Source organism: Streptomyces sp. HUAS MS02 (assembly GCF_055702265.1).
In genome coordinates this window covers 6,950,921-6,964,899 of the sequence record NZ_CM146747.1, presented here as the reverse complement: position 1 = coordinate 6,964,899, position 13,979 = coordinate 6,950,921, and the positions used below count along the sequence as shown (strand labels likewise).

Here is a 13,979-nt window from a genome sequence, read left to right as displayed (position 1 = left end):
CCGGAGCAGGGGGCGGCCAGGCGCGGGGTGCGCGACGCGGCGGTACGAGGCGGCGGGGTGCATCCCCTCGCCTGGTGGGTCTGGGCCCTCGGGCTCGGTACCGCCGCGTCGCGCACCACCAACCCACTGCTCCTCGCCCTGCTCATCGCGGTGGCCGGATACGTCGTGGCCACGCACCGGACCGACGCCCCCTGGGCCCGCTCGTACACCGCGTTCGTGAAGCTCGGGCTGGTGGTGCTGGGCGTCCGGCTGGCCTTCGCGGTCGTGCTGGGGTCGCCCATCCCCGGGACGCACACCCTGGTCACACTCCCCGAAGTGCCGCTCCCCGCCTGGGCGCAGGGGATCCGGCTGGGCGGCCGGGTCACGGCGGAAGGGCTCCTGTTCGCGCTGTACGACGGGTTGCGGCTGGCCACCTTGTTGATCTGCGTCGGTGCCGCCAACGCCCTGGCCAACCCGGCCCGCCTCCTCAAGTCCCTCCCCGGCGCCCTGTACGAGGCCGGGGTGGCCGTGGTGGTGGCGATGACGTTCGCCCCGCATCTGGTGGCGGACGTACAGCGGTTGCGGGCCGCGCGGCGGCTGCGGGGCCGGCCGGACCGTGGCGTACGGGGGCTGCTGCACGTCGGACTCCCGGTGCTGGAGGGCGCGTTGGAGCGGTCGGTGGCGCTGGCCGCCGCGATGGACTCGCGCGGCTACGGCCGTACCGCCGAGGTCCCGGCACGCGTCCGCCGTACGACCGCCGCGCTCACCCTCGGTGGACTGCTCGGCGTCTGCGCGGGAACGTACGGCGTGCTGACCGCCGAGGGCGGCGGCTACGGCCTCCCCGTGCTGCTCGCGGGAGTGGCCGCCGCGCTGGCGGGACTGCGGCTGGGCGGCCGTCGCTCGCCGCGCACCCGCTACCGGCCCGACGCGTGGGGGGTGCGCGCGTGGCTGGTGGCCGGGTCCGGGGTGGCCGTCGCCGCGCTGCTGATCGTCTGCGCCGCGTACGACCCCGCCGCCCTGCACCCCACCGTCGTCCCGCTCACCTCCCCCGACCTGCCCCTCCTGCCCGCCGCCGCGATCCTGCTGGGCCTGCTGCCCGCGTTCGCCGTCCCCGCGCCGACCGCCGCCCCGTCCGAGGAGGAAACCTCGTGATCCGCTTCGAGGATGTGTCCGTGACGTACGACGGCGCCGTCGAACCCACCGTCCGGGGCGTGGACTTCGAGGTCCCGGAGGGTGAACTCGTGCTGCTCGTGGGGCCGTCGGGAGTGGGCAAGTCGACCGTGCTGGGAGCGGTGAGCGGGCTCGTACCGCACTTCACCGGAGGCACCCTGAGCGGCCGGGTGACGGTGGCGGGGCGGGACACCCGTACCCACAAGCCGCGTGAACTCGCCGACGTGGTCGGCACGGTGGGCCAGGATCCGCTGTCGCACTTCGTGACGGACACGGTCGAGGACGAACTCGCCTACGGGATGGAGTCGTTGGGGCTCGCCCCGGACGTCATGCGGCGCCGGGTGGAGGAGACGCTCGACCTGCTGGGTCTCGCCGACCTCCGGGACCGCCCCATCGCCACGCTCTCCGGCGGCCAGCGCCAGCGTGTCGCGATCGGGTCCGTCCTCACCCCGCACCCCCGCGTGCTGGTCCTGGACGAGCCGACCTCCGCCCTGGACCCGGCAGCCGCCGAGGAGGTCCTGGCCGTGCTCCAGCGGCTCGTCCACGACCTGGGCACGACCGTGTTCATGGCCGAGCACCGCCTGGAACGCGTCATCCAGTACGCCGACCGGGTCGCTCTCCTCCCGGCCCCGGGAGTCCCGCCGGTCCTGGGCACGCCGGCGGAGGTGATGGCGGTCTCGCCCGTGTACCCACCGGTGGTGGACCTGGGCCGCCTGGCGGGCTGGTCCCCGCTCCCCCTGACGGTCCGAGACGCCCGCCGCCGCGCGGGCCCCCTGCGGGAAACCCTCGCCCTGAAGGGGCGCGGGGAAGTGCGCGATCAACCACGACCCACCCGCACCCCGCACACAACGGAAGCCCCCGAGCTCCCCCCGGCCCCACGCTCCCCCCTCCTACGGCGCCTCCTGGGCAAGCGCTCCCCCCAGCGCGCCCCCTCGTCCCCGGCCGCCCCGGCGACGGTGACCGCCCTCTCCGTCCACCACGGCCGCGTCCACGCCCTCACCCACGTCTCCCTCACCGTCACCCCCGGCGAGACGATCGCCCTCATGGGCCGCAACGGCGCCGGCAAGTCCACCCTGCTGTCCGCGCTGGTCGGGCTGGTGGAACCGGCGGCCGGTTCGGTCCGGGTGAGCGGCCTGGTCCCCCACCGCACGGCGCCCCCGGACCTCGTACGCCGCGTGGGCCTCGTACCGCAGGAACCCCGTGACCTGCTGTACACGGACACGGTCGCGGCGGAGTGCGCGGCGGCGGACCGGGACGCGGGGGCCGCCCCGGGCACGTGCCGGGCCCTGGCCTCCGAGCTGCTGCCCGGGATCGGCGACGACACGCACCCGCGCGACCTGTCGGAGGGGCAGCGGCTGGCCCTCGCGCTGGCGGTGGTCCTCACGGCCCGCCCACCGCTGCTCCTGCTCGACGAACCGACCCGGGGCCTCGACTACGCGGCCAAGGCACGCCTGGTCACCCTGCTGCGCGGCCTCGCGGCCGACGGGCACGCCATCGTCCTGGCCACGCACGACGTGGAACTGGCCGCCGAGCTGGCCCACCGCGTGCTGATCCTCGCCGACGGGGAGGTCGTGGCCGACGGGCCGACCGCCGAGGTGGTCGTCGGCTCCCCCTCCTTCGCCCCGCAGGTCACGAAGATCCTCGCCCCACAGCCCTGGCTGACCACGGCCCAGATACGACGCGCCCTGCGAGCGACACCCCCGGAACCGGCCACCCCGGAGGAGCACTCATGAGCGGCCCGTCACGCGCCCGACCCGTCCCGCTCTCCCCCCGTACCGTCGCCGCCCTCCTCCTCGTCAGTCTCGTCGGGGCCGCGGCCTTCGGCTGGCCCTTCTTCGCGGACCCCGGTTCACAGGTGACCGCCCACGCGCAGGACGCGCCCTGGCTGTTCGCCGGGCTGCTGGTGCTGCTGGTCGGGGTCGTCGGCGCGACGCTCTCCGAGGCGGGGCTCGGGGCGAAGGCGGTGGCGATGCTCGGGGTGCTCGCGGCGGTCGGCGCGGCGCTGCGCCCCATCGGGGCCGGAACCGCCGGGATCGAGCCGATGTTCTTCCTCATGGTGCTCAGCGGCCGAGTCCTCGGCCCGGGGTTCGGCTTCACCCTCGGCGCGGTGACGATGTTCTCGTCCGCGCTGCTCACCGGGGGTGTGGGCCCGTGGATGCCGTTCCAGATGCTGGCGATGGGCTGGTTCGCGATGGGTGCCGGGCTGCTCCCGGGCGCCCACCGCCTGCGCGGCCGCGCCGAACTCGTCCTGCTCGCCGGGTACGGCTTCGTCGCCGCCTTCGCGTACGGCACGGTCATGAACCTCTACGGCTGGCCCTTCATCGACACCCTCGCCTCGACCATCGCCTACGACGCGGACGCGGCCCCGGCCGCCAACCTCACACGTTTCCTCGCGTACTGCCTGGCCACATCACTCGGCTGGGACCTGGGCCGCGCGGTCGTCACCGCCGTCCTGACCCTCGCCCTCGGCGCCGCCGTCCTCAAGGCACTGCGCCGGGCGACCCGTCGGGCCGCGTTCGAGAGCGCGGTCACATTCGCCCCGCCCGTCAGGTGACGCTCGGGCGAGGCACCGCTCACCGTCCGTCGCGCGAGCCGTGAAGCACCCCACAGGACCCAGGTCACATACGAACCGGGCTCGTAGATCGAAATGCTTGGCATGCACACGGCCTTACGGGCGCTGACCTGGGCTTTGAGAGCCACGTCACAGAGGGGGCCTTCGGTGCGGATACGACTACAACTAGCAAAAGGGGTCATTGCGGACGCCGGCTCCGGCTGTTTCTCTGGATGAGTCGCAACGGCGCCGACGTGCCCACCCGGGCCTCGGCGCCGACGTACGCCCCCACCGCACCTCATGTGGTGAAGGCATGCCCGCGACGACCATGACCCCGAAGAAAAGGATCCCCGTGACCCGCTCCGCTCTCCGCCGCATCGCCTCCCCGAAGAAGGCCCTCGCCGGTGCCACCCTGGCCGTCGCCGCCACCGGTGCCCTGCTCGCCGCCGCGCCCGCCCAGGCCGCGTCGGAGGCCTCCCAGGCTCAGGCTGTCGCGAAGAAGATGATCGGGAACTCGGCCCAGTACAAGTGCTTCTCGAACATCGTCGACCACGAGAGCGACTGGGACGTCAACGCCACCAACGCGTCCTCCGGCGCCTACGGCCTGGTCCAGGCGCTCCCCGGCTCCAAGATGGCCTCCGCCGGCTCCGACTGGAAGACCAACGCCGCCACCCAGATCAAGTGGGGCGTGGACTACATGAAGGACCGCTACGGCAGCCCGTGTGGCGCGTGGAACTTCTGGCAGGCCAACCACTGGTACTGATCCGGCACCACCGGCGCGACCGAGTGCCCCGGCACGGCTGAGCGCCACCGGCACGGTTGAGCGCCACCGGCACGGTTGAGTGCCGACACAGAACCGAAGGCGGCGGCCCCCGATCCCCGGGGCCGCCGTCTTCGTCGCGTTCCGGGGCCGACCGACCCGCTCCCCCCTACCCGCACGCCCCGCCCGGCTCCTGGTCCGACAGGTACAGCGCCCTCTCCTGCTCGGTGAGGTCGCGGTGCACTGCTCGGCAGAGGTGGTCGATCGCCTCGGCGGGCAGCGGCAGGTCGACGTCCCACAGACGGACACGGTCGCGGTAGTCGCCGACCGCGAGGGTGCGGCCGTCGGGGCTGAACGCGAGCCTCGCCGCGCCACCGTCGGGGAAGGTCTCCCGGGCGTACCGGGTGGTGGTGTCCCACAGCCGTACCGTGCCGCCCCCGGCCGTGGCGAGCGTGCGGCCGTCGGGACTGAACGCGAGCGCGACCGGGCCCTGGGTGAGGCTGACGGTCAGCGTGGCGTCGAGGTCTCCGGTGCCGGTGTCCCACAGCCGTACCGTGCCGTCGGCCTCGGCGGAGGCGAGAGTGCGGCCGTCCGGGCTGAAGGCCATCGACTCCACCTGCCGGAACATCATGGCCGGGTTGTCGCGCGCCCCCTCGGGCGGGGCGCTGCCGGCCGGTTCCGTGAGGGTGCGGCGGACGCGTCCGGTGTCGGGATCGCGCAGCCGGATCTCCGCCTTCCGGCCCCCGGTGGTGGCGAAGACCTCGCCCGTGGGGCTGAACGCCAGCGCCGAGCCCTCCTCGGCCTTGGGGAGTTCGGCACGGGGGCGCCCGGTGCGGGGGTCGTAGAGATGGAGGCCGTCGCCCACCGTCACCAGCGTGCGGCCGTCCGGGCTGAAGACCATCGCGTTGACGAAGTGGTCGGGGAGGGTGATCCGCGGTCGGCGGGTGCGGACGTCCCACAACTGGGCCCGGATGTCGGCGGTGAGGGCGAGCGTCCGGCCGTCGGGGCTGAAGACGACCTCCCCGACGTGGGTCAGGCCCTCGTCGAGCACGGCGCGCGTGCGGCGGGTGCCCGTGTCCCAGAGCCGTACCGTGCCGCGCATGTCCCGGGGGTCGTCGGTCCTCGTGACGCTGCTGGTGACCAGGGTGTCGCCGTCGGGGCTGAAGGACATCGACTGCAGATCGCCGCCGGGGACGTCCAGCGTGGCGCGGGGACGGTTCGTGCCCGCCTTCCACAGCCGGATCGCGACGTCACCGCCGCCGCCGAAGGTGTCGGCCTCGTTGCCCGCGGCCAGTTCGGTCCCGTCGGGATCGAACGCCACCGACATGACGGGGCTGGTGTGGCCGGTGAGGGTGGTGCCGGCTCGGCCGGTGGCGAGGTCCCACAGGCGTACGGTGCCGTCGTAGCTGCCGGCGGCCAGGGTCCTGCCGTCCGGGGCGAACGCCATGGACTCGACCCTGCTGCTGGCACTGGTGAGGGTGGTCCGCTGCTCGCCGTCGGCCACGTCCCACAGATGGACGGTGCCGTCCTCGGTGCCCGTGGCCAGGGTCTTCCCGGCCGAGTCGAAGGCCAGTGAACTGACGACGCCGGTACCGCTCTTGAGGGTGTGGAGCACCTTTCCCGTATCCAGGTCCCACAGTTGGGCGGTGTGATCCCGGGTGCTGGTGGCGAGGGTGCGTCCGTCGGGGCTGAACGCGACCGCCATCTCCAGCCCGGTGGGGCCCTTGAGGGTGGTCACGACCCGGCCGTCGGCCACGTCCAGCACCTGCCCGCCCTCGGCGACGGCGAGCGCGCGGCCGGCGCGGTCGAAGCCGACCGCCGCCATGTTGTCGTCGTCGGGGTCGCTGAGGGCGACCGAGTCCCGTACGCGTCCGGTGTCCAGGTCCCACAGCCGCGCGTCGTCGCCATGGCTGGTGGCGAGGGTGCGGCCGTCCGGGGCGAAGGCCACGGTGCGGACGAGATCGGGGTCGTCCGCGTCCGCACGGCCGGTGAGCACCTTGCTCGTCCGTCCGGTCCTGGTGTCCCACAGCCGTACCGTGCCGTCGTAGGCGCCGCTGGCGAGGGTCTTGCCGTCGGGGCTGTAGACCAGCGCGGACACGGTCTCGGCGTGTCCGGTCAGCCGGCGTTCGAGGGGGACGGCCGCGGCGGCGTACAGACTCCGGGTGGCCTCGCGGGTGGGGCTCGTCCGGTACGCCTTGATGGCCAGCAGTGACGCGAGGTCGGTGTCGCTGTCCAGCAGGGCGGTGGACTGCGCGGCCAACTGGCGGGAGAGACCGTCGCGTTGGGCGTCCAGGGCGCTCTGGCGTTGCCAGTACGCGACGGCGGTGGCGGTCAGGGCGAGGGCGAGCAGGCCGGCCAGGGAGGTGACGAGGACGCGCAGCCGGCGGGTGGTGCGGGCCTTGGCGCGCTCCTCCTGCTCCAGCGCGCCGAGACCGGCCGCGAGGAAGGCGGCCTCCTGGTCGGTCAGGTCGTCGGTGTGGCCCGGCCCCCCGAAGTACTCCCGCGCCCTGGCGAGCCGGCTCCCCCGGTACAGCGCGCCCGCGTCACGGCCCAGCTCCTCCCAGGACCGGGCCGCCTCGGTCAGGTGCCGGTGGGCGCGCAGCCGGTCGCGGTCCTCCTCGATCCAGCCGCGCAGCCGGGGCCAGGCGGTGATGAGCGCCTCGTGCGCGAGGTCCACGGTCGGGCCGTCGAGGGTGAGGAGGCGGGCCCGGGTGAGCGCCTCCAGGACCCGGGCGGCCTCCTCCCGTCCGGTGCCCGTGGTCTCCAACTCGGCCCGTTCGGCGGGCCGGCGGGTGTCGGGGGTGCCGTCGCCGGGCGAGATGAGCCGCAGCAGGACCCGGCGGGCGGTGGCCGCCTCGCTGTCGGTGAACCGGCTGTGGACGTCCTCGGCGGTCTTGGCGATCGCGCCGTCCAGGCCGCCGGCCGCCTCGTAGCCGGCGAGGGTGAGGGTCTTGCCCCGGCGGCGCCGCCAGGTCTCCAGCAGGACGTGCGACAGCAGGGGCAGCCCGCCGGGCGCGTCGGTGATCTCCTCGACGAGCCGGGTGGTCAGCGCCCGCTCCACGGTCAGTCCGGCGGCCGCGGCCGGCTTGACGACGACCTCGCGCAGTTCGGCCGGACTCATGGGCCCGGCCAGCAGGTTGGCGTCCCCGAGCGCCTCGGCCAGCGCGCGGTGCTCGGCGCACCGGCCGTAGAAGTCGGCGCGCACGGCCAACAGCACCCGCAGCCCGCTGCCCGGATCGCGTGCGGTGAGCAACAGGTCGATGAACCGCGCGCGTTCGACGGGGTCGTGGCAGAGGGTGAACACCTCCTCGAACTGATCGACGACGACGAGCCTGTCACCACGTCCGGGGCCGACACCGGTACGGCCGGGGGCGGAGCCGGGACCGGTACGGCCGGGGGCGGAGCCACGGGCAGGGCCAGAGCCGGGGCCGGGGCGACCCGCGCGAGTGCCACCGCCGGCGCGAGTGCCACTACCGCTGTCGCCGGTCCCGCTGTCGCCGTCGCCGGTGCCGGTGCCGGTGCCGGTGCCGGTGCCGGTGCCGCCGGCGGTGGCCGTACCCCCTCCGCCCCCGCTCACCTCCCGCAGCAGCTCATAGGTTCGGGACAGTTGGTCGCCGGGGGTCAGGACGCGGATCGCGGACGGTCGTAGGTCCGGGTCCTCGGACTCCCTCAGGACCGGGATCAGGCCGGCGCGCAGCAGGGAGGACTTGCCGATGCCGGAGGGGCCGAAGACGGCCGCGAAACGCCGTCGGCGCATCAGGTCCACGAGGTCCGCGGTGAGGCGGTCCCGGCCGAAGAAGAGGCCGCTGTCCCCGGTCTCGAACCGGGCGAGCCCCCGGTACGGCGGCTCCGCGGCCGTCTCGTCGGCGTCCGGATCGACCGCCGCGGCCTCCTCGACCGCCCGCTGCCACCGGGCCTCCCACTCCGCAGGGTCGCCCCCGCAGGCCCGTACGAAGGCCAGGGCCACCGGCAGGGTGGGCAACTGCTCGCCACCCGCGGCCTGGGAGAGGGTGGTGATCGAGTAGCCCGCCCGTTCGGCCATCGCCCGGTAGGTGAGGCCGCCCGCCTCGGTCCGCAGTTTGCGCAACTCGAACGCGAACCGTTGCACCGGCCCCGCCCCCGGATCGACCGGTACCTCACGACGACCCGCCACCGCGCTGTTCCCCTCCCACCACAACCACACCGTCCGCCACCAACGTACGCATCCGGCCGCCCAAGCGGAGAGATCGCGTCCGGCCATTGTTTGGCAGCCGCGACCCCCCTGCCTAACAATGCGCGACCCGGTGAAATCAGTGGTGTGGGCGGTACGGGGGCCGCGCACATCGGGGGAACGGGCGGTTCGACCGGCCGCCACGGGGGAGTACGGCGGCACGGGGGACTTGCCGCCACGGGGGAAGGCCCTGCTGGTCGCGGGACGACCAGCAGGGCCCTTTCTCCTCCCTGCCCGTCAGAGCCGCTGGATGATCGTCCCGGTCGCCAGCCCGCCGCCGGCGCACATCGTCACCAGCGCGAACTCCTTGTCCGTACGCTCCAGCTCGTGCAGCGCGGTCGTGATGAGCCGCGCCCCGGTGGCGCCCACCGGGTGGCCGAGGGCGATGGCGCCGCCGTTGACGTTCACCTTCGCCAGGTCCTGGTCGAAGACCCGCGCCCAGCTCAACACCACCGACGCGAAGGCCTCGTTGATCTCCACCAGGTCGATGTCCCTCAGCGACATCCCGGCCTTCCCCAGCACGGCCTTGGTCGCGTCGATGGGCCCGTCGAGGTGGAAGTGGGGGTCGGAGCCGACCAGCGCCTGGGCGACGATCCGGGCCCTCGGCCGGAGCTTGAGCGCCCGTGCCATCCGCTTGGACGCCCACATGATCGCCGCCGCGCCGTCGCTGATCTGGGAGGAGTTGCCGGCCGTGTGGACGGCCGTCGGCATGATCGGCTTCAGCCGGGCCAGCGCCTCCGCCGACGTGTCGCGCAGCCCCTCGTCGTGGTCGACGAGCCGCCACATGCCCTGCCCGGCGCCCTGCTCCGCCTCGGTCGTCGGCACCTGGACGGCGAACGTCTCCCTCTTGAACCGCTCCTCGGCCCACGCGGCGGCGGCCCGCTCCTGGGACCGCAGGCCCAGCGCGTCCACGTCCTCCCGGGTGAGCCCCCGGTGCCGGGCGATCCGTTCGGCGGCCTCGAACTGGTTCGGCAGATCGACGTTCCACTCGTCGGGGAACGGCTTGCCCGGCCCGTGCTTGGACCCCGACCCGAGCGGCACCCGGGACATGGCCTCGACCCCGCAGCTGATCCCGACGTCGATGACGCCGGCCGCGACCATGTTGGCCACCATGTGCGAGGCCTGCTGCGAGGAGCCGCACTGACAGTCGACGGTGGTCGCGGCCGTCTCGTACGGCAGGCCCATGGTCAGCCAGGCCGTGCGCGCGGGGTTCATGGACTGTTCGCCGGCGTGGGTCACGGTGCCGCCGACGATCTGCTCGACGCAGTCGGCGGGGATGCCGGTGCGGCCGAGGAGTTCACGGTAGGTCTCGCCCAGGAGATAGGCGGGGTGCAGGTTGGCGAGCGCGCCGCCGCGCCTGCCGATGGGGGTGCGTACGGCTTCGACGATCACGGGTTCCGCGGCCATGGGGAATCCTCTCGACGGTTACCCGCGCGGCGCGGGGCGTCCCGGCCCGGCCCGCCACGCAGAACTAGTACACGTTCTAGTTCTCTTCAGCAGTCTGCGGAGGGGCACTCCGGCACCGCAAGGGGCGTGCGGCAATTGGAAGCCGATTGAGCAGCCCGCACCCCTTGCTAGTTCTGGAACCCGTTACTACCGTCACCGCAATTCCCTATATCTGATGCTCCGTCAGGAGTTGCCGATGCCCTGTCCAGCGCTGCCCGACGGGTTCGACCTCACCGACCCCGACCTGCTGCACCACCGTGTCCCCCTCCCGGAGTTCGCCGAACTGCGCCGCACGGAACCGGTCCACTGGATCCCGCAGGCACCCGGCATCGCGGGCTTCGCGGACGAGGGCTACTGGGCCGTCACCCGGCACGCGGACGTCAAGTACGTCTCCACGCACCCGGAGTTGTTCTCCTCGACGGTCAACACCGCGATCATCCGCTTCAACGAGCACATCGAACGCGACGCGATCGACGCCCAGCGGCTGATCCTGCTGAACATGGACCCGCCGGAGCACACCCGGGTCCGCCAGATCGTGCAGCGCGTGTTCACCCCGAGGGCGATCCGCGCGCTGGAGGACAACCTGCGCCACCGGGCCCTCGCCATCGCCCGCGAGGCCGCCGCCCGCCCGGGCCCCTTCGACTTCGTCACCGAGGTCGCCTGCGAACTCCCCCTCCAGGCCATCGCCGAGCTGATCGGCATCCCGCAGGAGGACCGCATCCGGATCTTCGAGTGGTCGAACCGGATGATCTCCTACGACGACCCGGAGTACGCCATCACCGAGGAGGTCGGCCAGCAGTCGGCGATGGAACTGATCGCCTACGCCATGAACATGGCCGCCGACCGCAAGCAGTGCCCGGCGAAGGACATCGTCACCACGCTGGTCGCCGCCGAGGACGAGGGGAACCTCGCCTCCGACGAGTTCGGCTTCTTCGTGCTGATGCTGGCCGTCGCGGGCAACGAGACGACCCGCAACGCCATCACCCACGGCATGCACGCCTTCCTCACCCACCCCGACCAGTGGGAGCTGTACAAGCGCGAGCGCCCCGCGACGGCGGCCGAGGAGATCGTCCGCTGGGCCGCCCCGGTCAACGCCTTCCAGCGCACCGCCACCCAGGACGTGGAACTCGGCGGCAAGCTCCTCCGGAAGGGCGACCGTGTCGGCATCTTCTACGCCTCCGCCAACCACGACCCGGACGTCTTCGAGAACCCCGACGCCTTCGACATCACCCGCGACCCCAACCCCCACCTCGGCTTCGGCGGCGGAGGCCCCCACTTCTGCCTGGGCAAGTCCCTCGCGGTCCTGGAGATCGACCTGATCTTCAACGCGATCGCCGACGCGATGCCGGGCCTCCGTCTCGCCGGCGATCCCGACCGTCTGCGCTCCGCCTGGATCAACGGGGTGAAGCACCTCCAGGTGACCACGGTCTGAGCCGCCCCACCCCCACCCCGACTCGGGCCGACGGCCTCCCGGCGCCGTCGGCCCGTCCGGCCGGAGGCAGGGGCCGCGCCCCTACGCCCCGCCCCTGTCTCCGCCCTCTCCGGTCGCTCCCCCGCCCTCTCCGGTCGCTCCTGCGCCGTTGGGCCGGACGGCCGTCGCGAGTCGGTCCGTCGTCGCTGGTTGCTCGCGCGGTTCCCCGCGCCCCTTGAAGGACGCGGTGGTGCGGGGCCCGGTCAGAAGGTAGGTGAGGCCGAAGCCGGCGCCCACGACCGCCGCCCCGCCCACCGCGTCCAGCACCCAGTGGTTGCCCGTCGCCACGATCGCCAGGGCCGTGAAGAAGGGGTGCATCAGGCCGAGGACCTTCATCCACACCCGGGGGGCGACGAGCGCGATCGTGAGCCCGCACCACAGGGACCAGCCGAAGTGCAGGGACGGCATCGCCGCGTACTGGTTGGCGACTTCGGTCAGCCTGCCGTAGTCCGGGCGGGAGAAGTCCTGGACGCCGTGGAGGGTGTCGATGATGCCGAGGCCGGGCATCAGGCGCGGCGGCGCCAGCGGGTAGAAGAAGAAACCGACGAGCGCGAGGACCGTGGTGAAGCCGATGGCCGTACGGGCCCAGCGGTAGTCGGCGGGGCGGCGCCAGTAGAGGAGGCCGAGGACGGTCAGCGGGACCACGAAGTGGAACGACGTGTAGTAGAAGTCGAAGAAGGCCCGCAGCCAGTCGATCCGGACCACCGCGTGGTTGAACCAGTGTTCGACGTCGAGGAACAGGGCCCTCTCGACGGCGAGGATCTGCCGGGCGTGTTCCTCGGCCGAGGCCCGGCTGCCGGTGGCCTCCAGGCGGGTGCGCTGGTAGGCCGCGTACACGACGCGGATCAGCAGCAGTTCGAGGAGCAGGTTCGGCCGGGTCGCCACCCGGCGCAGCAGCGGGGCCCAGCGGAAACGGGTCTGCGCCTTCGGGGCGTACTCCGTGGGCACGGGTGCCCGGTAGTACGCCGAGGTGCGGGACAGGAACGGCACGACGAGCGCGGCGGCGAGCGCGGCCAGCAGGACGACGTTGTCACGGGCCGGGTGCAGGACGTCCACGTTCGGGACCATCATCTTCGCCGGCAGGGTCATCACCAGGACGACGGCGACCGGCCACACGTACCGCGAGGACTGCTTCGTGCCGACCCTGCCGACGGCCGCGAGCAGCACCCACAGCAGCTGGTGCTTCCAGGACGTCGGGGAGACGGCGACCACGACACAGCCGGTGATCGCGACGGCCAGCAGCAACTGCCCGTCGCGGGCGTAGTGGATGGCCCGCCGCATGCCGAACACGGCGACGGCGACGGCCAGCGCGAAGAAGACGACGATCTCCAGCGGGCCCGTGAGGCCGAGCCGGAGCAGCGCGCCGTGCAGGGACTGGTTGGCGAGGTCGTCCGCCCGGCCGCCGAGGCCGACGCCCGCGAGGTGGTGCACCCAGTAGGTGAAGGAGTCGTGCGGCATCGCGGCCCAGGCCAGCGCGGTGGCCCCGGCGAACGTGATCCCGGTGCTCGCGGCGGCCCGCCTGCGGCCGGTGAACCACAGCAGCGGCACGAACAGCAGCACGGTCGGCTGGAAGGCCGCGGCGAGCCCTATGAACGCGCCGCTGGTCCGCTCGCCCCGCACGGCGAAGCAGCCCGCGAGGACGAGCAGCACGGGGAGGATGCTGGTCTGGCCCAGGTACAGGGTGTTGCGCACCGGCAGCGACAGCATCAGCAGGGTGACCGCGACGGGGGCCGCGAGCAGTGCCGTACGGCGGGTGACGGGCTGGGGCAGGGCGCGGGCGGCGACCAGGCCGAGGGCGACGACCAGCAGGAGGGTGCCGAAGGTCCAGCCCCAGCCGAGGGCCTGTTCGGCCGTCCGGGTGAGGGGCTTGAGGACGAGGCCGCCGAAGGGGGTGCCGGTGAAGCGCGTCGAGTCGTACAGCGAGCCGTTCACATGGAGGACTCCACTGGGCCCGACCCAGGTCTCCAGGTCGGTGAGCCGCTCGCCCCTGGGCGTGTGGAGCACGACCGCGATCTGGCGCACCGCCAGGACGCCGGCGACCAGCCACAGCACGGCCCGCAGGGCCCCCAGGCGCGCCGCCGCCGCACCGGTACCCACGGCTCCGCCCGGTCTGCTCCGCTCCGTCGCCACGTGCTGTCGTCCTCCCGCCCCGTCGGCCGTCCCACCGAGAAAGGCTCACACTGTCCCGATGGTGAGACGCGGGCAACCCCGAGTTCACCTGAGAGTCGCCCCTGTTTGTCCGGATGACGATAGTGCGCGCGGGGCCTCCGTCCCGCTCAAGGGCACGGCGCGGATCACGGATGCGCATCGCGGGCACGGTGGTGACAGACCACTGACAAACACCTGGAACCATGGCCCGGAGCGGTACGGCAGGTCAGCGGGGCAGTGGAAA

The 13,979-nt window shown here is 73.3% G+C and carries 8 protein-coding genes; 5 read left to right on the top strand and 3 right to left on the bottom strand.

Annotated features, from left to right (window positions below):
- The first annotated feature begins 57 nt into the window (after nt 1–57).
- The 4 genes from ACZ9QC_RS29970 (at nt 58) to ACZ9QC_RS29955 (ending at nt 4,463) form a co-directional block, all read left to right on the top strand.
- A complete protein-coding gene (locus ACZ9QC_RS29970) occupies nt 58–1,131 on the top strand; it encodes a CbiQ family ECF transporter T component (RefSeq protein WP_472921850.1) in 1,074 nt (357 codons plus the stop codon).
- Nucleotides 1,128–2,882, top strand: coding sequence for an ABC transporter ATP-binding protein (locus ACZ9QC_RS29965; protein ID WP_472915957.1), 1,755 nt, complete (start codon nt 1,128–1,130; stop codon nt 2,880–2,882). Before ACZ9QC_RS29970 ends, ACZ9QC_RS29965 begins: the two co-directional genes overlap by 4 nt.
- Nucleotides 2,879–3,703, top strand: coding sequence for an ECF transporter S component (locus ACZ9QC_RS29960; RefSeq protein WP_472915956.1), 825 nt, complete (start codon nt 2,879–2,881; stop codon nt 3,701–3,703). Before ACZ9QC_RS29965 ends, ACZ9QC_RS29960 begins: the two co-directional genes overlap by 4 nt.
- Before the next feature lie 310 nt (nt 3,704–4,013).
- Entirely contained in the window at nt 4,014–4,463 is a 450-nt protein-coding gene (locus ACZ9QC_RS29955) for an aggregation-promoting factor C-terminal-like domain-containing protein (protein WP_184894750.1), read from the top strand.
- Between the two features lie 166 nt (nt 4,464–4,629).
- On the opposite strand, the gene ACZ9QC_RS29950 is transcribed toward ACZ9QC_RS29955, so the two are convergent.
- Both ACZ9QC_RS29950 and ACZ9QC_RS29945 read right to left on the bottom strand, forming a co-directional pair.
- The gene (locus tag ACZ9QC_RS29950; protein ID WP_472915955.1) at nt 4,630–8,613 is read right to left on the bottom strand and encodes an nSTAND1 domain-containing NTPase; all 3,984 of its coding nucleotides are present in this window, start codon (nt 8,611–8,613) and stop codon (nt 4,630–4,632) included.
- 294 nt (nt 8,614–8,907) lie between these two features.
- Nucleotides 8,908–10,077 (bottom strand): steroid 3-ketoacyl-CoA thiolase, encoded by a 1,170-nt coding sequence (locus ACZ9QC_RS29945; protein ID WP_472915954.1) that lies wholly within the window; start codon nt 10,075–10,077, stop codon nt 8,908–8,910.
- Nucleotides 10,078–10,312: 235 nt separating this feature from the next.
- Here ACZ9QC_RS29945 and ACZ9QC_RS29940 point away from each other — a divergent pair, with 235 nt between their 5' ends.
- Complete coding sequence (locus ACZ9QC_RS29940) at nt 10,313–11,548, top strand: cytochrome P450 (RefSeq protein WP_472915953.1); 1,236 nt, start codon at nt 10,313–10,315, stop codon at nt 11,546–11,548.
- A gap of 81 nt (nt 11,549–11,629) precedes the next feature.
- Here the strand turns inward: ACZ9QC_RS29940 and ACZ9QC_RS29935 are convergent, their stop codons facing one another.
- Nucleotides 11,630–13,717, bottom strand: coding sequence for a bifunctional glycosyltransferase 87/phosphatase PAP2 family protein (locus tag ACZ9QC_RS29935; protein ID WP_472915952.1), 2,088 nt, complete (start codon nt 13,715–13,717; stop codon nt 11,630–11,632).
- Between the last annotated feature and the right edge of the window lie 262 nt (nt 13,718–13,979).

Coding starts and splice junctions, on each gene's coding strand:
- ACZ9QC_RS29960 (WP_472915956.1), top strand. CDS start 2,879: ATGAGCGGCCCGTCACGCGCCCGACCCGTCCCGCTCTCCCCCCGTACC.
- ACZ9QC_RS29955 (WP_184894750.1), top strand. CDS start 4,014: ATGCCCGCGACGACCATGACCCCGAAGAAAAGGATCCCCGTGACCCGC.
- ACZ9QC_RS29945 (WP_472915954.1), bottom strand. CDS start 10,077: ATGGCCGCGGAACCCGTGATCGTCGAAGCCGTACGCACCCCCATCGGC.
- ACZ9QC_RS29940 (WP_472915953.1), top strand. CDS start 10,313: ATGCCCTGTCCAGCGCTGCCCGACGGGTTCGACCTCACCGACCCCGAC.